The sequence below is a fragment of the Pseudomonas allii genome (assembly GCF_055380095.1).
On sequence record NZ_AP039450.1, the window covers coordinates 5,746,649 to 5,769,911 of the forward strand.

The window sequence follows — 23,263 nt, forward strand, 5'->3', positions numbered from 1 at the left end:
ACCATAAAAATTTCAAAAAACGGGTACGACCTCATGCCTCTGCAAAACTCCGTCCTGGCCGACCGCCCGGGCACCCCGCACGCCGGCATCGGCGACAAGATCCGCGGCGCCCTGGCCGTGGGTAAAACGCGCTGGGGCATGTTGGCCCTGGTGTTCTTCGCCACCACCCTCAACTACATCGACCGCGCCGCCTTGGGCGTGATGCAGCCTATCCTCGCCAAGGAGATGAGCTGGACGGCGATGGACTACGCCAATATCAACTTCTGGTTCCAGGTCGGCTACGCCATCGGCTTTGTGCTGCAGGGCCGCTTGATCGACCGCGTCGGCGTGAAACGCGTGTTTTTCTGCGCGGTCCTGTTGTGGAGCCTGGCCACCGGCGCCCACGGCCTGGCCACCTCGGCAGTGGGCTTCATGGTCTGTCGTTTCATTCTTGGGCTGACCGAAGCCGCCAACTACCCGGCCTGCGTCAAGACCACACGCCTGTGGTTCCCGGCCGGAGAGCGCGCGGTGGCCACCGGTATCTTCAACGCCGGCACCAACGTTGGCGCGATGATGACGCCGATGCTGCTGCCGTTGATCCTGCACGTGTGGGGCTGGCAGGCGGCGTTCCTGTGCATGTCGGCGCTCGGCGGGATCTGGCTGCTGTTCTGGGGCTTGAAGTACTTCAACCCGGAAGATCACCCCACCGTCAAACAATCCGAACTGGACTACGTGCAACAGGAAGTCGAACCAGAACAACCCCGCGTGCCCTTCAGCCGCATCCTGCGCATGCGTGGCACCTGGGCCTTCGCCCTCGCCTACTCGCTGACCGCGCCGGTGTTCTGGTTCTACCTGTACTGGCTGCCGCCGTTCCTGAACCAGCAATACAACCTGGGCATCAACGTGACCCAGATGGGTATCCCGCTGATCATCATCTACCTGACCGCCGACTTCGGCAGCGTGGGCGGTGGGATTCTGTCGTCGTTCCTGATCGGCCGTGGCATGAACTCGATCAAGGCGCGGCTGCTATCGATGCTGCTGTTTGCCTGCTGCATCGTCGGCGTGATCATGGCCGCCGGTTCCAGCCAGCTGTGGGTCGCGGTGTTTGCCATCTCCCTGGCGATTGGCGCGCACCAGGCCTGGACCGCCAACATCTGGAGCCTGGTGATGGACTACACGCCCAAGCACATGATGAGCACGGTGTTCGGTTTTGGCGGCATGTGCGCGGCCATCGGCGGCATGTTCATGACCCAGATCGTCGGCCACATCCTCACGGTCACGAACAACAACTACACGGTGTTGTTCACCCTGATCCCGGCGATGTACTTCATTGCGCTGACCTGGATGTACTTCATGGCACCGCGCAAGATCCCCACCGTGGACGTTTGATCTACCGTCTCAGCTACCGGCGCCGCTGCTGCCAGGCAGCGGCCAGCCCGCTCATGCAGATCACCCCGATACCGACCACCGTGGTCAGGTCCGGGGTGTGGTTGAACACCAGCCAGCCCAACAACCCCGCAAACACGATCTGGCAATAGCCAAACGGAGCCAGCAAGGCCGGCGCCGCGAAGCGGAACGCCTGGGTCAGCATCAAGTGCGCGGTCATCCCGCAAGTGCCCAGGGCCAGCATCAACACACCGTGCCACAGCGTCGGCACCTGCCAGAAGAACGGCACCATCGCACTCATCACCAGGGTATTGCACAGCCCGGCGAAGAAGTTGCTAGTGGTGGGGGTGTCGTATTGGCTGAGGATGCGCGTGAGCAGTTGATAGAAGCAGAAGAACAGCGCCGAACACAGGGGCAACAAGACCGCCGGGGTGAACAGTTCGCCACCGGGGTGGATGATGATCAGCACCCCGACAAACCCGCAGATCACCGCCAGCCACTGGCCACGCGTCACATGCTCGCCGAGCAGCGGCACCGAGAGCGCCGTTACCAGGATCGGTGCAAGGAAGTTCACCGCCGTGGCTTCCGCCAGGGGGATGAAGTGCAGCGCCGAGGTGAAAAACAGGCTGGTGCCCAACAGGCACAGCGCCCGTACCACCTGCATCCCCGGCCGTTTGCTGCGCAGCACGCGCAAGCCCGATTGCGGCAGGAAGATACCGGCCATCAACAAGGTGTGCACCAGGTAACGCGCCCACACCACCATCACGATCGGATAGAACCCGGCCAGGTATTTGGACAAGGCGTCATGGCTGGAGAACAGGAACGTCGCCAGTACAATCAGCAAAATGCCTTTGAAGGGGTGGTTGACGCCGGAAAGGGGGGTGCTGACAGTCATGGAATTCTCTGCGTGGCGAGCTGAACGCGTGGCACTCAACCCGGTAATCTAGCAGCCGGGCCTGCGTCTGCCCCTAGAGCATAACCAAACACCGTGCGAACAGCGCACTAAATCACCGGATTCGAGTCCAACGCTGCACGTTGACTGCCGTGTTGCACACTTTTTAATCAAGGCCTTGCCGCTATGAAAAAAATCCTCTTTGTTCTGTCTGCCCTTGTCCTGCTCACCGCATGCAACCAGCAAGAGGCGCCAGCCCCCAAGCCGGCCCCGGCGTCCGTACAAGCCACACTGGTGCCGGCAACGCCGCCCACCGACAAATGGGTCGGCAAGTGGATCGGCGTCGAAGGTCTCTACCTCACCATCGCCAAGGACGACAGTATCGGCCGCGGTCACTACATCCTGACCATGAAGTACGGCCTTGATGACGACGACTCAGGCACCTTCAAAGGTGAAGCCAACGAAGACGGCATCGCCTTTACCCGTCCGGACGGCCCGCAGCAACTGAGCGCCGGCGACGGCGAAGCCACCGGTTTGAAATGGTTGGCGGATAAAAAGGATTGCCTGATCGTCGATACCGGCGAAGGGTATTGCCGCCAATAACGGCCATACTCAACCCACATCCCTGTAGGACCGTTCATCAAAGAGGATTGCCCCATGCTATGGAAAAAAGGCCGACGCAGCGACAACGTGGTCGACGCCCGCGATGACAGCGGCGGCGGTGGGGGCGGTATACGCTTTGGGGGCGGCAAGGGCCTGAGCCTCACGGCCATCGTGCTGATCGTCGGCATCGGCTGGCTGACCGGCCAGGACCCGATGCAGATCCTCGGCCAGTTGACCGGCCAGCTGGAACAGGCACCGTCAGTGAGCACGCAGACGCGCCAGGCGCCGCCGGCCAACGATGAGCAGGCGGATTTTGTCCGTGCCGTCCTGGGCGACACCGAAGACACCTGGGGCCAGGTGTTCCAGGAAAACGGCTTGGCCTACAAGAACCCGAAATTGATCCTGTTCCGTGGCCGGGTCAATTCCGCCTGCGGGGGTGCCACTTCCGCCAGCGGCCCGTTCTATTGCCCGGCTGACCAGCAGGTGTACCTGGACCTGGATTTCTTCCGGGAAATGTCGCAGCGCTTCCAGGCCGCAGGTGATTTCGCCCAGGCCTACGTGATCGCCCACGAAGTCGGGCACCACGTGCAGACCTTGCTGGGCATCTCGTCGAAGATCCAGGCGGCGCGCCAGCAAGGCCGGCAGATGCAAGGCGATGGCGGCCTGCTGGTGCGCCAGGAACTGCAGGCCGACTGCTTCGCCGGGGTGTGGGCCAACCGTGCGCAAAAGCGTCTCAACTGGCTGGAGCCCGGTGACATTGAAGAAGCACTGAACGCGGCCAACGCCATTGGCGATGACCGTTTGCAGCAACAGGGTCAGGGGCGCGTTGTGCCGGACTCGTTTACCCACGGCACCTCGGCACAGCGGGTTCGCTGGTTCAAGACCGGCTTCGCCCAGGGCCAGATCACTCAATGCGACACGTTTACCGCCAAGAGTCTTTAAATGAATAAACGATTGGGATGGCTGCTGGGCTTGTTAGTTACGTGTTCAACCTGGGCCGCCGAGCACGGCGTCAAGGAAGTCAGCCCTGATCGTTTCCACCTGGAGGCCGGCGATCTCAGCCTGGGCTTGAGCCAGGACTGGCGCCAGCCGCTGCCCCAGGTTACCCGCGCGCTGATCATCGTGCACGGCCGCCTGCGCAATGCGCAGACCTACCTGCAAAGCGCTGAAGACGCCGCCGAGCACGCCGGCCAGGCCACCAACACGCTGGTGATTGCACCGCAGTTTCTGAATGAGTCCGACGTGAAGCGCAACCATCTGGACAACCAGGTGTTGCGCTGGAGCGGCAATGACTGGATGGCCGGCGAGCCCTCCACCGGTCCGGGGCCAATCAGTTCCTACGGCGCCCTCGACCAGCTCATCAAACACCTGGGCAACCGCAAGCTGTTCCCCGCGCTGAAAGAAATCGTGGTCGCTGGCCACTCCGGCGGCGGCCAGGTGGTGCAGCGCTTCGCCCTCACCGGCCACTACCACCCGATGCTGCAAACCGAAGGCATCAGCCTGCGTTACGTGGTGGCCAACCCTTCGTCCTACGCCTACTTCACCCCACAACGCCCGGTGAAGTTCGACCCCGCCCGTTGCCCCGGCTTCAACGACTGGAAGTACGGCCTGCAGAACCTGCCCGACTACGCCAAGGGCCAGAGCGCCCAACAGCTGGAGCAGGCTTACGTGTCACGCAACATCACCTACCTGCTGGGCCAGCAGGACACCGACCCGAACCACCCGGCGCTGGACAAAAGCTGCGCTGCCGAGACCCAGGGCGCGTACCGCCTGATTCGTGGGCACAACTACTTTGACTACCTCAAGCAGCGGCATCCGCAGTTGAGCCACACGCTGGTGGAAGTGCCGGGAGTGGGGCATAACGGGGATGGGATGTTTACGTCGCCCGAGGGCCAGAAAGTACTGTTCACGCCATAACCTGTGGGAGGGGGCTTGCCCCCGATTGCGGTCTGCCAACTACACATGTGCTGATTTATACACCGCTATCGGGGGCAAGCCCCCTCCCACAGTTGATCTCTATTGTCTGGGCTGGATCATCTGGTGCAGCACCGCGCAGTCCGATGCATGCCAATCGGCCAACTCCGGCCACGGGTTCTCCGGCAGATTCACCAACACCGTCCGCGTCCCCGCCGCCCGGCCACAATCCAGGTCGAAGCGGTAATCGCCGACCATCACCATCTCGCTGGGCGCAACGTCCCAAGCGGCTGCGAGTTTCAGCAAACCATCCGGATCAGGCTTGGGTTGCGCGTCATCCCGCCCCAGCACGTCCTCGATGGCAAAACAGTCCGCCAGGCCAATCGCCTCCAGGGTGATATGCGCCAGCTCCCGCGCATTGCGCGTCAGGATGCCCAGGCGATAGCCACGCCCGGCCAGTTCGCGCACCAGGTCCACCGCGCCTTCGGCAGCCACCGACCCCAGCGCCAGCGCGCGCTCATGCTCCAGCAGCCAAGCGTGTTTGGCTGCCGCAACCTCCTCCGGCAACGCCGCCAGGTGCGTGAGGATGTCGTCCTCGGGTGGAATCTCCAGGGCCACGCGAATGGCCGCGAAATCATGCACGGCCACCGTAAGGGTGCCGTCCATGTCGAACACCCAATGTCTAACGTCCGTCAGGCTCATGCCCAATCCTTGCGATGGCGAATCAGGCCTTCCTGGGTCACCGAGGCCACCAACTGCCCAGCGCGGTTGTACACGCTGCCACGGGAGAAACCCCGGGAATTACCGGCCCACGGGCTGTCCATGGCGTAGAGCAACCAGTCATCGGCACGCAGGTCGGCGTGAAACCACAGCGCGTGATCGAGGCTGGCGACCTGCATGTCTTTCTGCCACACGGTTTTGCCGTGGGGCAGCAGCGAAGTGGTCAGCAGGCCGAAGTCCGAGGCGTAGGCCAGCAGGTATTTGTGCAGCGCCGGTGCATCGGCCAGGGCGCCGTCGGCGCGGAACCACACGTACTTGACCGGGTCGGACGGTTGCGGGTTGAACGGGTCTTTCTCGGTGACCGGGCGCACTTCGATCGGCTTGGGGCACAGCAGCTTGTCACGCATGTGCTCGGGGATCAGGTGCGCACGCCGCTGGGTCAGTTCCAGCTCCGAGGGCAGGTTTTCCGGGCCGACCACCACCGGCATGGTGGTCTGGTGGTCGAAGCCTTGTTCGTCGTACTGGAACGAGGTGGTGCAGGTGAAGATCGGGTGGCCTTTCTGGATCGCGGTCACGCGGCGCGTGCTGAAACTGCCGCCGTCGCGAACGCGATCCACCGAATACACCACCGGCAATTTCGCATCACCGGGGCGCAGGAAATAACCGTGCAGCGAATGCACGTGCCGCGCTTCTTCTACGGTCTGGCTGGCCGCCGACAGCGACTGGCCGAGCACCTGGCCGCCGAACAGCTGGCGAAAACCCAGGTCCTGGCTGCGGCCGCGAAAGAGGTTTTCCTCGATCGGCTCCAGGGTCAGCAGGTCCACCAGATCTTCCAATACTTGGCTCATTGAGCAACTCCTAAAATCTATCGGGCATTCCGGGCTGCCTATCCGTGCAGCGTGTCCAACCATTGGGCGCGGGTGATGCGGTACAAAACATGATGGCGCAGCGGGTCATCGGCTGCGACCTTGGGGTGTTCAAAATCTGCCTGGGGATCGTAATGCATACCGATGGCCTGCATGACTTTTTGTGATGGCAGATTGGCTTCCGTGGTGAAGGCGACAATCTCGTCCAGGTTCAGACGATCAAAACCACAGCGCAATGCGGTCCAGGCGGCCTCGCTGGCATAGCCCAGGCCCCAGTGTTCGCGGGCCAGGCGCCAGCCGATTTCCACCGCCGGGGTAAAGTCGGCATCGAAGCTGACATTCAGCAACCCGGTGAGACCGATGAATTCCCCTGTGTCCTTGCGTTGCAACGCCCACAGGCCAAAGCCGTATTCGGCGAAGTGGCCGCGAATCCGGCCGATCAACGCGGCGCTTTCCAGGTGGCTCAGTGTGGCCGGGAAATAACGCATCACCTGCGGGTCGGCGCACATGCGCGCAAAGTCCGGCAGGTCGCTGTCGCGCCATTGACGCAACAAAAGGCGTGCGCTTTCCAATTCGAGTATCGGCTCCATGGGTCCCCTCCCTTGCCATGTGCGTGAGTGTACAACGCGGGTAAGATGCGCCGCAGGTTCCCGTCAGAAAATCCCATGCCTCTGCCATTGATCTACCACGATGACTACAGCCCCGAGTTCCCGGCGGACCACCGGTTCCCGATGGACAAGTTCCGCCTGCTGCGCGATCACTTGGTGTCCACTGGACTGACCGAGGACAGCCAACTGCTGCGCCCGCAGTTGTGCCCGCCAGAGATTCTGGCCCTGGCCCATGACGCGGGGTATATCGAACGCTACATGGGCGGCGAGCTGTCCCGCGAGGACCAACGTCGCCTCGGCCTGCCCTGGAACGAAGCCCTGGCCCGACGCACCGTGCGTGCGGTCGGCGGTTCCATCCTGGCGGCGGAGCAAGCATTGGAACACGGCCTGGCCTGCCACCTGGCCGGCGGCACCCACCACGCCCACTACGATTACCCGGCGGGCTTCTGCATCTTCAACGACCTGGCGGTGATCAGCCATTACCTGCTGGCCAGCGGCCGGGTCAACCGCGTGCTGATCTTCGATTGCGACGTGCACCAGGGTGATGGCACGGCACGCATCCTCCACGACACGCCGGACGCCATCACCGTGTCGCTGCACTGCGAAAAGAACTTCCCCGCCCGCAAGGCCCAGAGCGACTGGGACATCCCGCTGCCGATGGGCATGGGCGACGCCGACTACCTCAAGGTGGTGGACGATGCCCTCAACTACCTGCTGCCGCTCTACCAGCCCGACCTGGTGCTGTACGACGCCGGCGTCGATGTGCACAAGGACGACGCCCTCGGCTACCTCAAGCTGACAGACGAAGGGGTGGCTGCCCGCGATGAAAGCGTAATGCGCCACTGCCTTGGCCGCGACATCCCGGTGATGGGCGTGATCGGCGGCGGCTACAGCAAGGACCGCCCGGCCCTGGCCCGCCGCCACGGCATCCTGCACCACAGCGCGCAGCGGGTGTGGACGTCATCAGGTTGTCACTGAACCGTGGGCGTTACCCACAATGCCTGTGGAACCACCTGTGGATAACTTGAGCGTAAGGCGCTGAAAGCCAGCCCTGGTATAGCGCGTAGGAAACTGTACGTTTTTTGACCAGAATCTTTTCCACCACCGTGAAACGTTGTGGAACATGGCATTTATGGCGGTTTTGCAACAAAACTGCCGCACCCCGCCATCAACCTGAGGGCTTCTTCCGCTTTCAGAGTACCCAGCGATGGCAACCTACAAGATCGGCAGCAGCTCGACGCCCGGCAATGACGACGCCCTGAAGAAAGTCGCCGCCACCTTCGACGCGGCAATGTCCCGCGCCCTGCGCGGCTTCAAGGACGCCGCCCACCCCGGCAATTTCAAGGTGCTGGCGGTGACCGACAACCCTGCCCTCGCCTCCAGCAAGGCCGACGGCTACCGCATCGCCCAGGCCGGTGACACCGCACCGGTCCTGGACACCTACAAAGCCATCGGCCCGGCCGATGAAGTGGGGCCGGGGATGATTCGCTACGAAACCCTATCGGGCGACAAGGTGGTCGTCAGCAGGGAAACCAACAGCGACCTGTATGAAAAAGTGAAGTCCGATGGCGAGACCTGGGGCCTGATCAACGACAGCAAAAACGCAGGCTACCACCTGGCTGGGGCCGATGAAGCCGGCAGCGTGAGCCTGGTGGGCACGCCGGAAGAACTCGGCCACGGGCTGATCCGCTACGAAACCGCGTCTGGTGACAAGATCATCGTGTCCCAGGCCATCAGTCCCGACCTGTACGCCTCGGTGGTCAAGGAATCCAACGGCATCTTTGGCGTCGGCGGCGCGGTGGACACCAACTGGATCGACAACTCCCAATACGCCAGCGCCAAGGACTGGGACAAGATCGTCGGCAATACCCGCGGCACGCCGACCCAGGAAGAACGCGACCTCGACCGCCCGCGCGCCGCGTCGAAAATGCTCAGCGCTAACTGGGACAAGTGGGACCTGCACAACCGCCCCATCGACTTCTCCAACCCACCCGCCGACCTGCCCCCCGAAGCCCAGGCCTGCCTCAAATACCTGGCCGGCAGCCCGAGCCTGATGAACGCCCTGGACAGCGGCGGCCTGGGCAAAAGCGACGGGGTGATTACCCACGCCGATGTGGATAAATTCATCAGCCAATCCAACAAGGACCTGTCGGCCGCTTCAAAGTCCTACAGCACCTTCCTCAGCAAGAACCCGGATGCCACGAGCCTGGCCAAGGAAAACGCCAAGTCCGCCACCATCGTCATGGCCAACATTTCCCTGGTGAGCAGCGCCGGCCCGGAGATGCAGGGCCCCAACCAGCGCGCCAACAACGGCAGCCTGAACACCGCCAACCTCAAGGCGATCAAGGATGACTCGGGCCTGAGCCCCGAGCTGACCGGCGCCGCCGGCTATTGGTCCACCCCCGGCATGCTGCGCACCCTCGACATGGCCGGCGACCTGCCCGCCACCGCGAAGGCTGACGGCATCACCCAACAGAAAAACATCGGCGCCTGGCTGGAAAACCAGGCCCCCAAGGACGACCACGGCGTATTGATGATGCTCAGCAACGCCTCGGTGCGCAGCTCGGTGGCCGATGTCGACACCTCCAAGCTGACCAAGGACGTGCTCGAACACCCGGAGAACTACGACGGCAAGACCAAAGCCGCGGTGATGATGGAAATCAGCGACGCCCGCGCCCGCATGGCCGCCAGCGACAAGGTGGGCGATGGCGACCTGTACGCCGGGATCACCGCCGATACCCAATACCACCTCAACCCGACCAAATCCAAGGTCACCGACCAGCTCGACGCCGCCGTCGCCAAGCTCTCCAGTGACCCGGACGTGAAGACCTTCCTCTCGCAGAACCAGGCCTCCGGCATGCGCGATATCGTCAATAGCGACCCGGCGATCAAGCACGAACTGCAGGCCTACCAGGACGGCCAGATCAACAGCGGCAATGTGCTCAACACTGCCCTGGGTACCAAAGGTGCGGACGGCAAACCGCTGTCGTTGATCGACGCCCTGAGCCTGGCCGGCACCGACGCCACCCTCACCGACCTGGCCCTGGGCGGCGACGGCCATGTGGACCTCAGCGTCATTGCCGAAAAATCCGGCAAGTCCGGGGACATCGAGCAGTTCTTCAAAGACCACATCCTCAACGGCAAAGACCTGCAAGACGCCCTCGCCCAGCCGAACGCCGACCCGATGAGCGCCATCGGCCAATACGCGGCCAAGGCGGAGTTGCTCAAGGCGTTCCTCGGCGACAAGGTCTCGGCCCAGGATTCGTCGACGGTGCAGCAATACGTCAACCAGGCGGTGTCCGACTCCCTGGTCAACGGCGCCAACGACGACGTGCTCAAGGGCGCGTTCGGCGACGCCAATGGCAACTTCGACGAGGCCAAGACCACGGCCATCATCGACAAAGCCATGGCCGACGACCCGGACCTGTTCAAGGACGCCAGCGGTGCGCAGATCAAGCCGCAGGACGTGATCTCGTTGATCCGCTCGATGTGGGACGTGAACCGCCAGGGCCAGAAGATCAGCGACGTACTGCCCAAGGCCGTCGATGGGCTGAAGCTCAACGCCAGTGACGCCTATAAACAGGGCCTGCTGCATATCGGCAGTGCGCTGCTGGCCGGTGGCGTACTGGCGGCGCGCTCCGCCACCGGCGGTAACAGCCCGGCGGACAACGCTGGCCGTGTGGCGGCGGGCATGCAGTTCGCCGGGCTGATCACCGAGGGCGGCACCAAGTACGCCAAGGAAGCCGGCTACGGCATGACCTGGAAACCCACGCCGATTGACCCGAACAAACCCCAGGGCATCGGCGACTTCCCCACCGGCAAGATGGTGCAGAACACCGACGGCCTCAACCGCCTGGGCAACCTGGGCAAGATCGTCGGCGGCGCCGGCAGTTTTATCGGCGGCGTGTTCGGCCTGATCAGCGGGGTCAACAGTGCGTTTGCCGGCGACAAAGTCAACGCCGGTTTCTCCCTCACCAGCGGCGCCCTGGGCACCGGTGCGGCGGTGGCTTCGATTATTGAAGGCGGCGCCGGCCTGTTCGGCGTGGCAGATGCGGCGGCGATTGCCGGCTCCTTCGCCGGCGTACTTGGCTGGGCTGCGGCGGGCGTGGGCATCGTGACGTCGTTTGTGTTCCCGATCATCGAGGTGGTGAAGCGGGAAAAACAACAGGACGCGTTCTTTGGCAACCTGGTGCCGACCCTGGATAAATACGGCCTCACCGGCGGCCCGATCACCGACGCCGACCGCAAGGATGAGTACCCGCCTTACGCCAACACCGGTTTTGCCTGACCCATATGGGCGGGCTTGCTGTGGCGAACGGGCTTGCCCCGCGTTGGGCTGCGCAGCAGCCCTATACAACCGCCGCGTTTCTTCAGGATGAGCGCGGTGGCCGTTTTTGGGGCTGCTGTGCAGCCCAACGCGGGGCGAGCCCGCTCGCCACAACAGATTTTCTACCCCCCCGTAATGGCGCGGCATTGCTTACAATGGCCACCCTTTCGTTTTCACCAGGCTTGACGATGTCCGCTACTGCTTCCTCCCACGTTGCCATTATCGGCGGCGGCCCGGCCGGGCTGATGGCCGCCGAAGTCCTGAGCCAGGCGGGCGTACGAGTGGACCTGTACGACGGCATGCCCTCGGTGGGGCGCAAGTTCCTGCTGGCCGGCGTGGGTGGCATGAACATCACCCACTCTGAGGCGTACCCGGCGTTTCTGTCGCGCTATGCCGAACGTGCGCCGCACATCGCACCTTTGCTGCGGGCGTTTGGGGCCGAAGCATTATGCGAGTGGATTCATGGCTTGGGCATCGAGACCTTTATCGGCACCTCAGGCCGGGTGTTTCCTACGGATATGAAAGCCGCACCACTTTTACGTGCCTGGCTCAAGCGCCTGCGCGATCAGGGCGTGGTTATCCACACCCGGCATCGTTGGGTGGGCTGGAATGCCGAGGGTGACTTACTTATCCACAGTCCCGAAGGCGATAAAACTGTCCACAGCGATGCCGTGCTGCTGGCCCTTGGCGGCGGCAGTTGGTCGCGCCTGGGCTCCGACGGTGCATGGCTCAAGTTGCTGGAGGATCGCGGCGTGCCCTGCGCCGCGCTGCAACCGAGCAATTGCGGCTTCGAGGTGTCGGCCTGGAGCGAGTTGATGGTTAGCAAATTCGCTGGCGCGCCGTTGAAAAACGTCGCCATTGGTTTAGGGGATGACAAGCCTCGGCTGGGTGAATGCGTAATCACCGCCAGCGGGATCGAAGGCAGCCTGATCTATGCGCTGTCAGCACCAATCCGCGAAGCGATCAACAGGGACGGCTCGGCCACCGTGCATATCGACCTGCTGCCGAGCAAGCCGTTGGACAAGGTTCAGGCCGCGTTGGCCAAACCCCGTGGCTCACGCTCGATGAGCAAGCATCTGCACAGTCAGTTGGGGTTGGATGGAGTGAAGGCGGCGCTGTTGCGCGAGTTGGCCCCGGCTGAGCACTTCAACGATCCGGCGCAGTTGGCCGTGGCGATCAAGGCGCTGCCCTTGACCCTGATGAAGACCCGGCCGATGGATGAGGCGATCAGCACTGCCGGCGGCGTGCCGTTCGAGGCGCTGGATGAGCGGCTGATGCTCAAGCAGTTGCCAGGCGTGTTTTGTGCGGGGGAGATGCTCGATTGGGAATCGCCGACCGGCGGGTATTTGCTGACAGGGTGTTTTGCCAGTGGCCGGGCGGCTGGGCGGGGGATGTTGGAGTGGCTAAACCGCTGAGATTTGCGCTGAATTCAAGGCCGCCATCGGGGGCAAGCCCCCTCCCACACTTTGATTTGTGAATACAGTCAAATGTGGGAGGGGGCTTGCCCCCGATGAGGCCATCAGCAGCGCCGAAAAATCACTTCTTCTTACGCGGCCCAGTATTAAAAACAGGCACCTTGCGCACCGGCTTGATCGAAGGCTCCGACGGCGCCACGTCCCCGCTGTCCACCCACTTGCCCAGGTTGCGCTTACCGCCACCACCGGACGTTTTAGGCTTCTTCGGTTTCTTCGGCTTCTTCACCACCTGCCCGCTGGCATCGGTGTCCGGCACGCGGTGTTCCGGCTCGAAGTCCGGCTCCATCTTGCGGGTCAAGGTCTGACGCGTGAGCATCTCGATGGCCGACAGCATGTTCACTTCATCGGCACACACCAGGGAAATCGCCTCACCGGTGTTGCCCGCACGCCCGGTACGGCCGATACGGTGGATGTAGTCTTCAGCCACGATCGGCAAATCGAAGTTGACCACCAGCGGCAAGTCTTCGATGTCCAGGCCACGGGCCGCCACGTCAGTGGCTACCAGGATCTGCACATCACTCGATTTGAAACGGTCCAGCGCACGCTGGCGCGTGGCTTGCGGCTTGTCGCCATGGATGCCGTCGGCGTTGATGCCCAGGCCCTGCAACTTATCCACCAGCGCATCCACGCCGTTACGGGTCTTGGCGAACACCAGCACCTGTTTCCAGCGACCTTTGCGCATCAGGTGCACAAACAGCTCCGGCTTGCGCTTCTTGTCCACCGGCACCACCCACTGCTTCACGGTGTTGGCAGCGACGTTGCGCGGGCTGACTTCGATACTCAGCGGGTCGTTGAGCATCTGCCCGGCCAGCAGGCGGATGTCATCGGAGAAAGTCGCGGAGAACAGCAGGGTCTGGCGCTTTTTCGGCAGCATGCGGTAGATGTTCGCCAACTCTTCGGAGAAGCCCAGGTCAAGCATGCGGTCGGCTTCGTCGAGCACCAGGGTTTGCAGTTGGTTGAGTTTCAGCGCGTTCTGCCGGAACAGGTCGATCAGGCGGCCCGGCGTGGCGACCAGGATGTCGACGCCCTTGCGCAGCTTCATCATCTGCGGGTTGATGCTCACGCCGCCGTACACCGCGTAGGTGGTCAGCGGTAGGTGCTGGGCGTACTCGGCAACGCTGGCGTGAACCTGCTCGGCCAGCTCGCGGGTCGGGCACAGGATCAGCGCCCGTGCCGAGTTGGCGGCGACTTTCGGCCCTTCCATCGTCAGCAGTTGCAGGAGCGGCAAGGCGAAACCGGCGGTCTTGCCGGTGCCAGTCTGGGCCGCGGCCATCAGGTCGCGACCGGCCAGCACCGCCGGAATGGCTTGCGCCTGCACCGGCGTCGGGGTCTGGTAGCCAAGCGTCTCAAGGGCGCGCAGCAAAGGTTCGATCAGGCCAAGGGTGGCGAAAGTCATGTATTTACCGTAGGAAAAATTCAGCGCAAGGTCGCAATGCGCCGCAGTTTACCTTATTTCCGGCTTGGGCTTGCGCCACTGGGGCAGGCTGATCAACAGCACGGCGCTGATGATCACCAGCATCGCCAGGGCTTCTTCCAGGCCGATGGTCTCACCCACGAACACAATCCCCAGCAATACCGCCACCGCCGGGTTGACGTAGGCGTAGCTGGTCGCGGCCGCCGGGCGTACGTGCTTGAGCAGGTACATGTAGGCGTTGAAGGCGATGATCGAACCGAATACCGCCAGGTAAGCCAGGGCCAGCCAGCCCTTGATCGGAGGCACCGCGTGCAGGCGCTCACCGGTCAACGCACTGCCTACCAACAGCAAGGCACCGGCGATGATCATTTCCGCCGCGCTGGCCATCGCGCCCGCCGGCAACGGCAAGTGCTTGCTCCACACCGAGCCGAAGGCCCAGGACGCGGCGGCAAACAGCAACAGCATCGCGCCGGTCGGGCTTGATTGCAGGTTCGAGCCCATGTTGAGCATGGCAATGCCGATAATCCCCAGCACCACCCCGGCCCACTCCAGGCGGGTATTACGGGCGCCCCAGAAGTAGCCGCACAACAAGGTGAACAACGGCACCGTCGCTACCGCCAGCGCAGCCACGCCGGAGGCGACGCCGGTGTGCTCGGCCACCGTCACCGCGCCATTGCCGAAGGTCAGTAGCAGGACGCCGATCTTCGCCGCCGCCTTCCACTGCACCCAGGTCGGCGCCGGCGCCCCGCGCCAGCGCAGAAAGCCATACATTGCCAACCCGGCCACCAGAAAGCGAATCCCGCCCAGCATCAACGGCGGCCAGTACTCCACGCCAATGCGGATCACCAGGTAGGTGGACCCCCAAATCACATACAGCGCAAAAAAGGCAGCGATCAACGGTAAAGGAAAGCGACGTGGGCCAGGCATTGGGCAGCTCTAAGGCAGAGAGAAGAGAGGCTTATTCTAAAAAGGCAGGTCGTTAAACATAAGTTACAAAACCTGTTTAAAACGCCAATACACTTTTCAAAGCATGGTTGTGAAGGCTATAACCCGTGCTTTCGAAAGCCACGCGCAACTGGAGCCTTATCATGGACAAATACGACCGCATGCTCCTCAGCGCCCTGCTCGAAGACGGCCGTGCGTCCTACGCGCAACTGGCGCGCACGGTGAACCTGTCAGCCCCAGCGGTGGCCGAGCGCGTGGCCAAGCTGGAGGCCAGCGGGGTGATCACCGGGTATCAGGCCAAGGTGGATTTATCCAAGGTGGGCTTGCCGATTCAGTGCGTGATTGAACTGCGGCTGACCAATCATGGCAGTCAGAAGGTGTACGACGCGCTGGCGGAAATCCCCGAACTGACGGAGTGCCATCGGGTGACCGGCGACCCGTGCGTGATCATGCAGGCGGCGGTGGGGTCGATGCCGGAGCTGGAGAATTTGATCAACCGGATCGCGAAGTTCGGGTTCAGCAAGACCTCGATTATTTTGTCGAGTGCGATAGAGCGGCGTGTGCCGTTGGGGCAGTTGGAGGGGAATGGGAAAAATGGTGGCTGAACCGCAAAGTCGACATCTGAATGACGCGATGAAGGCGCAGCAACGGGCGGTGATGCATTTGGTGGAGATGGCGAAGGGGGTGGTGGATCGGGCGTTGGCCTGTGTGCAGCCTCGCTAAACACCGCAAAAACCATGTGGGAGGGGGCTTGCCCCCGATGGCAGTGTGTCAGCCAATACATCTGTAGCTGACAGGCCGCTATCGGGGGCAAGCCCCCTCCCACATGTTGAGTTTCACATTCAGAGCTCAGTATTTTGGGGCGTGTGGCGAGGTCAGAGCCCGCGATGCTTCTTCAGGTGCTCATTGATCTTCGCCGCCGGCACTTTCTGCAAGGTGCATAGCAGGTCGTGGGACAGTTCGCGCAAACCGTGGGTGCGGCGCAGTTCCTGGGCCAGGTGCGCCGTGAGGTTGGCCGCCATCTCCGCATCCGCCAGCGCCCGGTGAGCCTTGCCGGTATGCGGCAGTTGAGCGAAGGCGTTCAACGTGCCGAGCTTGTGATTGGGCGCCGACGGCATCAGGCGGCGCGCCAACAACAGCGAGCAGGCAAATTTCTGTAAACGGGTGCGGCGAATCAACCCCAACTCGTAGTCCCAGAATTTCTGGTCAAACGCGGCGTTGTGCGCCATCAGCGGCGTAGTCCCGACGAATTCATTGACCTCGTTCATCACCCGCTCCGCCGGCGGCGCGCTGCGCAGCATGGCGTTGCTGATCCCGGTGAGTTGTTCGATAAAACCCGGCACGCGCACGCCGGCGTTCATCAGGCTCTGATAGCGGTCCACGATCTGGCCACGTTCGAGGATGACCACCGCGATTTCCGTGGCGCGGCAGTGGCTGCTCGGGGTGATGCCAGTGGTTTCAAAGTCGATGACCGCTATACGTTCCAAACCTGTTCCAACTCCGTAAAAGATCTATTTGAGCAACAACGCGCCTTCAATCGGCACATACCGGCTGGCGGCGCGTATGAGTGAGTTGGCCGTCAGCCCCGGTACGCCGTAGGCCACGGCTTCGACGCCATGCTTGTGGATAACCCGGTCGAGCAGCATGTCGAAATCTCCGTCGCCGGAGGCCAGCACGATTTCGTCGACGTGGTCGGCGGCGTCCATGATGTCGAGGGTGATGCCCACGTCCCAGTCGCCCTTGGCCGAGCCGTCGCTGCGCTGGATGTACGGCTTGAGTTTTACCGTAAAGCCGAGGTTGCGCAGGATCTGCTGGAATTGCTGCTGCTTGCTGTCGCCACGGTCGATGGCGTACGCGTACGCCTCGACGATCTGCCCGCGCGCGCTGATGTCAGCCCACAAAGCGGCATAGTTGAAGTGGCAACCATAAGCCTGGCGGACGGTGTAGTAGAGGTTTTGTACATCGGCGAACACTGCAATTTTTTTCACCGCACTTCCTCATGACAGCCAGGCGCCAGGGCCCGGAAAGGGTGCAAGTATGCCAGCCGCGAGAAGGTTTCCGGGAAAAATCAGACCGAGGCGACTGGTCGCCCCGGTCTGGGTGTGTCAGACGAAGGAATCGTCGTCGCCGAAGGAGGAGCCGTCGTCGGAATAATCGCTGCCGGCGAAGCTGTCCGAGTTGTCGCTACCCCAGCTGTCATTGCCGGCGTACTTCTGGTCGTCATTGCCCCAGCCGCCTTGATCGCTGGCGGGTGCGGGTTGCTCGATGATTTCCTCCACCACCTGCGGCTGCTGGTTGTGATGGAACAGGCTGCTGATACCTTCGGCGAGCAACACACCACCGGCCACGCCGGCAGCAGTTTTCATCGCGCCGCCGAGGAAGCCACTGCCGATGGGGGCCGCTGGCGCCTGCGGCGGTTGTTGATAGTTCTGCTGGGGGGCGCCGTAGTTCTGCTGCGGCGCAGGCTGGCTGAAGCCTGGCCGTCCCGGTTCACGCCAGCCGCCACCGGAAGCAGCCGGGGCGCTCTGTGCAGGTTGCGGGTCACGGGAACCGCCGCCAAAAATGCTCGACAGGAACCCACCGCTGGCCGGCGCAGGCTGCGCGGCCGATCTGGCCTGTTGCAGCTCGTCCTGCAATTGCTGGATCTGCTGCGCCTGCTGCTTGTTCTGCGCGTCGAGGCTCTTGAGCGCATGTTCCTGCACTAGGATCGACTGGGTCATGTAGTACCCGGCCGCCGGTTGGCGCGTCATGTGCTCCTTGATCCGCGCTTCGGCCTGGGCGTCGCGGGGGGCTGAGTCCGTTTCGGCTTGTTGCAACCGTGAAAACAGTCCATCGATCAGGGTTTGCTCTTCGCTGTTCATGGCGACCTCGTTAGATTGCCGGTAGAAATCGTGGTGTCGCCTGTGATCAGGCGCCGTGCTAGTTATGGGGGTGTTACGAGTTGTTTCAATAGTCTTTACTCAAGGTTTACGTTTGCTTACCGCCGGTGATGATCGGTTAAAGTGTTGCCCTTGCTTTCAGGCCTGCGATGAACTTGATGAATCCGTTAGACGTGCTGCGCGACTCCTTCCGTTTCACCCAACGCAACCTGGGCGCCATCGTCCAGTTGTGCTTGCCGTTGGTGATTTTCGAAGCCCTGCTGCAACAGGTGCTGAATCACGTGGTAGGCGAGGATGCATTCCCCGGCTACAGCGTGGTGGTGGGGTTATTGGTGTACCCGCTGTACACCGGGGCGTTGATTCTGTTTCTGGATGCCCGAACCCGTGGCGAGTCGCCGCGCACCAAGGATGTATGGGCCATGGCCCTGACCCTGTGGCCGCGCTTTGCCCTGCTGACGGCCATGAGCACGCTGCTGATCCTGCTGGGGCTATCGCTGTATTTCCTGCCGGGCCTGTGGCTCATGGTGGTGCTGGCGTTTGCCGAGTACCTGCTGGTGCTGCGCGGCATGCCGGCGCTGGAAGCAATGAAGGAAAGTTTCCGCCTGAGCCGTGGGCATTTCTGGCGAATCCTGGTGTGCCTGCTGTGCGTGATGACGCCTTTGTGGCTGCTCAAGGGCGCCAGTGTGGCGGCCTACCCCACGCCCGCGCCGCTGCTGGGCCTGTTTCTGGACAGTGCCCACAGCTTCCTGCAGTTGTTTACCAGCGTGGTGCTGTTCCGTTTATTCATGCTGATCGGTGGCGATGCCGACGCGCGGTGATATGCTCCGTGTCACCTCTGAAACGCTATAAGCCGAGCCGATGACCCGTTTATTGCGCATCACCTTGCTGAGCCTGCTGATCATCGCGGGGCTGTTTGCAGCCATGGTCTACAGCCTGACCTGGCGCCCCGAGCCCAAGGAAACCCTGCCGGTGAGTTGCGTCGCGCCGCGTGCGCCCACGCTGCTGCCGGGGCAGGCACTCAAGGTCATGACCTGGAACGTGCAATACCTGGCCGGCAAGAACTACGTGTTCTGGTACGACACGGCCGATGGCAGCGGCCCGGATGACCGCCCCACCGTTGAGGACATGGCCGCCAGCCTCGACGAAGTGGCGCGAGTGATCCGCGACGAACAACCCGACATCCTGCTCTTGCAGGAGCTCGACGAAAACGCCAAGCCTTCCCACTATCAGGACCAACTTGCCCTGCTGCAAGAACGCCTGGTCGACCTCTACCCGTGCAGTGCCCAGGCCTTCGACTGGAAAGCCGACTTCGTGCCCGATTGGCATATCTTCGGCAGTGTCGGCCGCAAGCTGGCGACGCTCAGCCGCTACCAGATCGAACACGCTGAACGCCTGCAATTGCCGGCACCCGAGGCCAACATCCTCAGCCGCCAGTTCCAACCCAAGCCGGCGTTGCTGCTGACTTACCTGCCCCTGAGCGACGGCGGCCAACTGGCGGTGCTCAACACGCGCCTGGACGGTGACGCCCCGGGGCGCAGTGCGGTGCTGGAGCAGGTACAAACCACGGTCAAGCTGCTGGATAAATTCGAAGGCCGTGGCACGTCCTGGCTGATCGGCGGGGATTTCAACCTGCTGCCCCTGGGCCAGTTCCTGCGCCTGGACGCCACCAAACGCGGGCAGTATTCGCCGGACAGCGAGCTGCACCTGCTGTGGGACAAATACCCGATGATCCCGAGCAACAGCCAATCCAGCGGGATTGACCGTGAAAAGTGGCTGACCCACTTCCCCAACGACCCCAGTGTGGAAGGGCCGGACCGAACACTGGATTACCTGTTCTACAGCCCGCGGATCAAGCGGGTCGAGGCGAAGGTTCGCCAGGAAGACACCTTGCGCATCTCCAACCACCTGCCGGTGATCGCCCGGTTCCTGCTACCCCCCGCGCTATAACCAACACCGCAAAACCCATGTGGGAGGGGGCTTGCCCCCGATGGCAGTGTGTCAGCCAATACCTCTCTCGCTGCCAGACCGCTATCGGGGGCACGCCCCCTCCCACATTTGGACCCTGTGGTGTTACGACTTGCGAGGTTTTATCCGTGCCGTCGCCTCGGCCACCAACGGATCATCCGGCCAGTAATGCTTGGGGTAGCGCCCCTTCAAATCCTTCTTCACCTCGGCGTAGGTACTGCGCCAGAAGTTCGCCAGATCCTGCGTCACCTGCACCGGTCGCCGCGCCGGAGACAACAGGTGCAACTTAACCACCTGGCGCCCGCCGGCAATGCGCGGCGTGTCGGCCAGCCCGAACAATTCCTGCAAGCGCACCGCCAGGATCGGCGGCTGTTCGCTGTAGTCCAGCCGCACCGACGAGCCCGACGGCACTTTCACATGCTGCGGCGCCAGCTCGTCCAGACGCTGGGGCAGCGGCCACGGCAGCAGGTTGTGCAGGAAGCTGGAGATATCCAGGTTGGCGAAATGACTCAGGCGCGAGACTTTGCCCAGGTAGGGCATCAGCCAGTGTTCGAGGCTGGCAAGCAAAGCCGTGTCGCTGATATCGGGCCATTCGCTGGTTTTGCCGGCGTCGAGTTGGCGCAGCAGCATCACGCGGGCCTGCCATTGGCGCAGCTCCGGCGTCCACGGCAGCAGCTCCAGACCTTTGCGACGCACCAGGTTGACCAGCGCCTGGCTGCGTGCGGACTCGTCGAGGCCGGTGAGCGGTTCGCGGCTGAGCACCAGTTCACCGACTTTGCGTTGGCGTTCGGCGCGCAGCACGCCTTCGCGCTCGTCCCAGTCAAGTTGATCGACGTTGCGCACTTGTTCGGCAAGCACCGTGTCGAACAGCGCCGGATCGAAATCCGCCGCCAGGTAAATGCGTTCTTCACGCTGGCCCTGGCGGCTGCCCAGGTCGGCGATGACCAGCCAGGGTTGCTTCATCAGGCTGTCGGCCTCGGCGAACAGCGCCGCGCGGCCGTTGGCCAGGCGGTATTCGGCGCCGCCTGGGCGACGTTGCTGGGCGACGCGGTCCGGGTAGGCCAGCGCCAACAGAGCGCCGAGCCAACGCGGATGATCGGGATCCGCCACGGGTTGCGTGGCCTGGCCTCTCAAGTAGCCGCGATATTGTCGGGCCAATTGTTTGGCCCGTTGCACGCCGCCTTGAGTACCGCGCGCGCGTTCTTCACCGGACAGCAGCGCCAGGCGACTGTGCAAATCCGCACCGCCGCCACGCAAAATATCGCGCTCCCCCAACAGCGCGGCGACATCGCACGCGGTGCTCGCCAGCCCCAGGTCCTGCCCGCGCAACAGCAGATGGGCGATACGCGGGTGGGCCGGTAACTCGGCCATTTTCTGGCCGTGGGCGGTGAGTGTGTCGTCATTCAACGCGCCGAGGCGCACCAGCAAGTCCTGGGCCTGGGCATACGCGGCGGTGGGAGGCACGTCCAGCCACACCAGTTGCGTGGGCGTGACGCCCCAGCGCGCCAGCTGCAGGGCCAGGCCGGCCAGGTCGGCGGCGAGGATTTCCGCGCTGCCATAGGCGGCCAAGCCTTCATGCTGGTCCTCGGACCACAGGCGATAACACACGCCTGGCTCCAGGCGCCCTGCCCGACCGGCACGTTGCGTGGCGCTGGCGCGGGAGATGCGTTGGGTGTCGAGGCGGGTCATGCCGCTGCCGGGGTCGAAACGCGGTACGCGTGCCAGCCCGGCGTCGATCACCACACGCACGCCGTTGATGGTGAGGCTGGTCTCGGCAATGTTGGTCGCCAGCACCACTTTGCGTTTACCGGCAGGCGCCGGGTCGATGGCGGCGCGTTGGGCGTTGAGGTCCAATTCGCCATGCAGCGGGCACAACAGCACATCGCTGCGCTCGCCCAAGGCATCCGCCAATTGCTGGTTGACCCGGCGAATCTCCGCCTGCCCCGGCAAGAACACCAGCACACTGCCGGTTTCGTCGTGCAGGGCTTCGAGGATGGTCTGCACCACGCGCGGTTCGATAAATTCGCCGGGCTGGTACGGACGGCCCCAGCGCATCTGCACCGGGAACATGCGCCCTTGGCTGCGCAGGATCGGCGCGTCGTCCAGCAGGCTGGCGAGGCGCTCCCCTTCCAGAGTGGCGGACATCAGCAGAATTTTCAGCGGTTGCTCGTCGCGAAACAGCTCGCGGCCGTTGAGGCTCAGGGCCAGTGCCAGGTCGGCGTCGAGGCTGCGCTCGTGGAATTCGTCGAAGATCAGCAGGCCTACACCGTCCAGCGCCGGGTCGTCTTGCAGACGGCGGGTGAGGATGCCTTCGGTGACCACTTCGATGCGGGTGTTGGGGCCGACTTTACTGTCCAGGCGAATGCGATAGCCGACCGTTTCGCCAACTTTTTCACCCAACTCGCTGGCCAGGCGTTCGGCCGCCGCACGGGCGGCCAGGCGGCGAGGCTCGAGCATCAGGATGGTCTGCCCGGCCAGCCAGGGCTCGTTCAATAACGCCAAAGGCACACGGGTGGTTTTACCGGCGCCGGGCGGTGCTTCCAGCACGGCTTCATGGCGATTCGCCAAGGCGTCACGCAGGGCGGGTAAAACTTCATCAATCGGCAACGAATTCATACTGGCTCCAAAGCAGAGCGGCGAGTATAACGGCGAACTGCCGAGTGCCGACGATGGTCTCAGAAACGCCACCCACTTCAATTGCGAATGCAATCAAAGGTGGGAGCTGGCTTGCCTGCGATTGCGGCGTGTCAGCCAATGCACTTCTGACTGAACCACCGCTTTCGCAGGCAAGCCAGCTCCCACATTGGAACGGCGTCGTTCAGCCGATCTAGCTTATAGTCCTCTTTAAATCGTGTTCAGGAGAATGTTATGCGTATCGCTTCCCGTGTCATCGGCGGTGTCCTCGCCGTCACCCTGCTGAGCCAATTGACGGCCTGCGGTTCGATCTTCTACCCGGACCGCCGTGGCCAAATCGATGGCAAGATCGACCCGACCATCGCCGTGCTCGATGCCGTGGGCCTGCTGTTCTATGTGATCCCCGGCCTGATCGCGTTCGGTGTGGACTTCGCCACCGGCGCCATCTATTTCGAACCGGGCAAGACCGCCCAGGTCGACCCGGCCAAACTCCACGACGCCATCGGCGCCGACGGTAAGGTCGACAACGCCAAGCTGCAAAGCATCATCCAGAAGGAAACCGGCCGCCGCCTGCCGCTGGACGACCCGCGCATGATCCAGTTCAAGGGCAGCGTGCAGCAACTCGCATCCCTGGGCCTGCAACCCGCTGCCTAAGG

Annotated in this window: 21 protein-coding genes and 1 pseudogene; 12 read left to right on the plus strand and 10 right to left on the minus strand. The window is 63.0% G+C overall.

Annotated elements, in window-relative coordinates:
* The first annotated feature begins 33 nt into the window (after positions 1–33).
* On the plus strand, positions 34–1,368 hold the full coding sequence (locus ACZ445_RS26300) for an MFS transporter (RefSeq protein ID WP_071493640.1): 1,335 nt from the start codon (positions 34–36) through the stop codon (positions 1,366–1,368).
* A 13-nt stretch (positions 1,369–1,381) separates the two neighbouring features.
* On the opposite strand, the gene ACZ445_RS26305 is transcribed toward ACZ445_RS26300, so the two are convergent.
* Positions 1,382–2,260, minus strand: a complete 879-nt coding sequence (locus tag ACZ445_RS26305) for a DMT family transporter (protein ID WP_058427732.1) — start codon at positions 2,258–2,260, stop codon at positions 1,382–1,384.
* 183 nt (positions 2,261–2,443) lie between these two features.
* Between ACZ445_RS26305 and ACZ445_RS26310 the strand changes: the two genes are divergently transcribed.
* Genes ACZ445_RS26310 through ACZ445_RS26320 form a run of 3 tightly spaced genes read left to right on the plus strand, consistent with a single transcriptional unit; the run spans position 2,444 to position 4,777 of the window.
* Positions 2,444–2,860, plus strand: coding sequence for a membrane lipoprotein lipid attachment site-containing protein (locus tag ACZ445_RS26310; protein ID WP_058427733.1), 417 nt, complete (start codon positions 2,444–2,446; stop codon positions 2,858–2,860).
* Between the two features lie 54 nt (positions 2,861–2,914).
* Positions 2,915–3,802 carry a KPN_02809 family neutral zinc metallopeptidase gene (gene ypfJ / locus ACZ445_RS26315; RefSeq protein ID WP_464707757.1) on the plus strand — a complete coding sequence of 296 codons (888 nt, stop codon included), beginning with the start codon at positions 2,915–2,917 and terminating at the stop codon, positions 3,800–3,802.
* A complete protein-coding gene (locus ACZ445_RS26320) occupies positions 3,803–4,777 on the plus strand; it encodes a hypothetical protein (protein WP_058427735.1) in 975 nt (324 codons plus the stop codon). It begins immediately after the preceding gene.
* 99 nt (positions 4,778–4,876) lie between these two features.
* On the opposite strand, the gene ACZ445_RS26325 is transcribed toward ACZ445_RS26320, so the two are convergent.
* From ACZ445_RS26325 to ACZ445_RS26335, 3 genes are read right to left on the minus strand one after another with little or no spacing between them, the layout of a single operon-like run.
* Positions 4,877–5,476, minus strand: coding sequence for an HAD family hydrolase (locus ACZ445_RS26325; protein ID WP_464707758.1), 600 nt, complete (start codon positions 5,474–5,476; stop codon positions 4,877–4,879).
* Positions 5,473–6,342, minus strand: coding sequence for an acyl-CoA thioesterase II (gene tesB / locus ACZ445_RS26330; RefSeq protein ID WP_464707760.1), 870 nt, complete (start codon positions 6,340–6,342; stop codon positions 5,473–5,475). Before tesB ends, ACZ445_RS26325 begins: the two co-directional genes overlap by 4 nt.
* A gap of 38 nt (positions 6,343–6,380) precedes the next feature.
* The gene (locus ACZ445_RS26335) at positions 6,381–6,950 is read right to left on the minus strand and encodes a GNAT family N-acetyltransferase (RefSeq protein WP_071493646.1); all 570 of its coding nucleotides are present in this window, start codon (positions 6,948–6,950) and stop codon (positions 6,381–6,383) included.
* A gap of 75 nt (positions 6,951–7,025) precedes the next feature.
* On the opposite strand from ACZ445_RS26335, the gene ACZ445_RS26340 reads away from it, so the two are divergent.
* The 3 genes from ACZ445_RS26340 to ACZ445_RS26350 all read left to right on the plus strand — a co-directional run bounded on the left by ACZ445_RS26340 (position 7,026) and on the right by ACZ445_RS26350 (position 12,710).
* Complete coding sequence (locus ACZ445_RS26340; RefSeq protein WP_058427738.1) at positions 7,026–7,946, plus strand: histone deacetylase family protein; 921 nt, start codon at positions 7,026–7,028, stop codon at positions 7,944–7,946.
* 229 nt (positions 7,947–8,175) lie between these two features.
* The gene (locus ACZ445_RS26345; protein WP_464707761.1) at positions 8,176–11,256 is read left to right on the plus strand and encodes a type III effector HrpK domain-containing protein; all 3,081 of its coding nucleotides are present in this window, start codon (positions 8,176–8,178) and stop codon (positions 11,254–11,256) included.
* A 227-nt stretch (positions 11,257–11,483) separates the two neighbouring features.
* Complete coding sequence (locus ACZ445_RS26350; RefSeq protein ID WP_464707763.1) at positions 11,484–12,710, plus strand: TIGR03862 family flavoprotein; 1,227 nt, start codon at positions 11,484–11,486, stop codon at positions 12,708–12,710.
* A 121-nt stretch (positions 12,711–12,831) separates the two neighbouring features.
* On the opposite strand, the gene ACZ445_RS26355 is transcribed toward ACZ445_RS26350, so the two are convergent.
* Entirely contained in the window at positions 12,832–14,166 is a 1,335-nt protein-coding gene (locus ACZ445_RS26355; RefSeq protein WP_464707764.1) for a DEAD/DEAH box helicase, read from the minus strand.
* A 48-nt stretch (positions 14,167–14,214) separates the two neighbouring features.
* Positions 14,215–15,111 carry a drug/metabolite exporter YedA gene (yedA, locus tag ACZ445_RS26360; RefSeq protein WP_179040875.1) on the minus strand — a complete coding sequence of 299 codons (897 nt, stop codon included), beginning with the start codon at positions 15,109–15,111 and terminating at the stop codon, positions 14,215–14,217.
* Between the two features lie 161 nt (positions 15,112–15,272).
* Here yedA and ACZ445_RS26365 point away from each other — a divergent pair, with 161 nt between their 5' ends.
* Positions 15,273–15,734, plus strand: a complete 462-nt coding sequence (locus ACZ445_RS26365) for an Lrp/AsnC family transcriptional regulator (RefSeq protein ID WP_058427742.1) — start codon at positions 15,273–15,275, stop codon at positions 15,732–15,734.
* A gap of 22 nt (positions 15,735–15,756) precedes the next feature.
* Positions 15,757–15,852: pseudogene (locus ACZ445_RS26370) on the plus strand (DUF3077 domain-containing protein); the annotation flags it as partial.
* Between the two features lie 152 nt (positions 15,853–16,004).
* Here the strand turns inward: ACZ445_RS26370 and ACZ445_RS26375 are convergent.
* From ACZ445_RS26375 to ACZ445_RS26385, 3 genes are all read right to left on the minus strand, one after another.
* On the minus strand, positions 16,005–16,616 hold the full coding sequence (locus ACZ445_RS26375) for a 3'-5' exonuclease (RefSeq protein WP_464707765.1): 612 nt from the start codon (positions 16,614–16,616) through the stop codon (positions 16,005–16,007).
* A gap of 24 nt (positions 16,617–16,640) precedes the next feature.
* Positions 16,641–17,117 (minus strand): LabA-like NYN domain-containing protein, encoded by a 477-nt coding sequence (locus tag ACZ445_RS26380; RefSeq protein WP_025858209.1) that lies wholly within the window; start codon positions 17,115–17,117, stop codon positions 16,641–16,643.
* Positions 17,118–17,234: 117 nt separating this feature from the next.
* Complete coding sequence (locus ACZ445_RS26385) at positions 17,235–17,990, minus strand: DUF2076 domain-containing protein (RefSeq protein ID WP_058427746.1); 756 nt, start codon at positions 17,988–17,990, stop codon at positions 17,235–17,237.
* A gap of 176 nt (positions 17,991–18,166) precedes the next feature.
* On the opposite strand from ACZ445_RS26385, the gene ACZ445_RS26390 reads away from it, so the two are divergent.
* Both ACZ445_RS26390 and ACZ445_RS26395 read left to right on the plus strand, forming a co-directional pair.
* The gene (locus ACZ445_RS26390) at positions 18,167–18,826 is read left to right on the plus strand and encodes a YciC family protein (protein ID WP_058427787.1); all 660 of its coding nucleotides are present in this window, start codon (positions 18,167–18,169) and stop codon (positions 18,824–18,826) included.
* 40 nt (positions 18,827–18,866) lie between these two features.
* Positions 18,867–19,955 (plus strand): endonuclease/exonuclease/phosphatase family protein, encoded by a 1,089-nt coding sequence (locus ACZ445_RS26395; RefSeq protein WP_464707766.1) that lies wholly within the window; start codon positions 18,867–18,869, stop codon positions 19,953–19,955.
* A 123-nt stretch (positions 19,956–20,078) separates the two neighbouring features.
* Here ACZ445_RS26395 and hrpB read toward each other — a convergent pair whose 3' ends face one another.
* Positions 20,079–22,589, minus strand: a complete 2,511-nt coding sequence (gene hrpB, locus ACZ445_RS26400) for an ATP-dependent helicase HrpB (protein WP_058427748.1) — start codon at positions 22,587–22,589, stop codon at positions 20,079–20,081.
* Between the two features lie 252 nt (positions 22,590–22,841).
* On the opposite strand from hrpB, the gene ACZ445_RS26405 reads away from it, so the two are divergent.
* A complete protein-coding gene (locus tag ACZ445_RS26405; protein ID WP_058427749.1) occupies positions 22,842–23,261 on the plus strand; it encodes a hypothetical protein in 420 nt (139 codons plus the stop codon).
* Positions 23,262–23,263 lie beyond the last annotated feature (2 nt).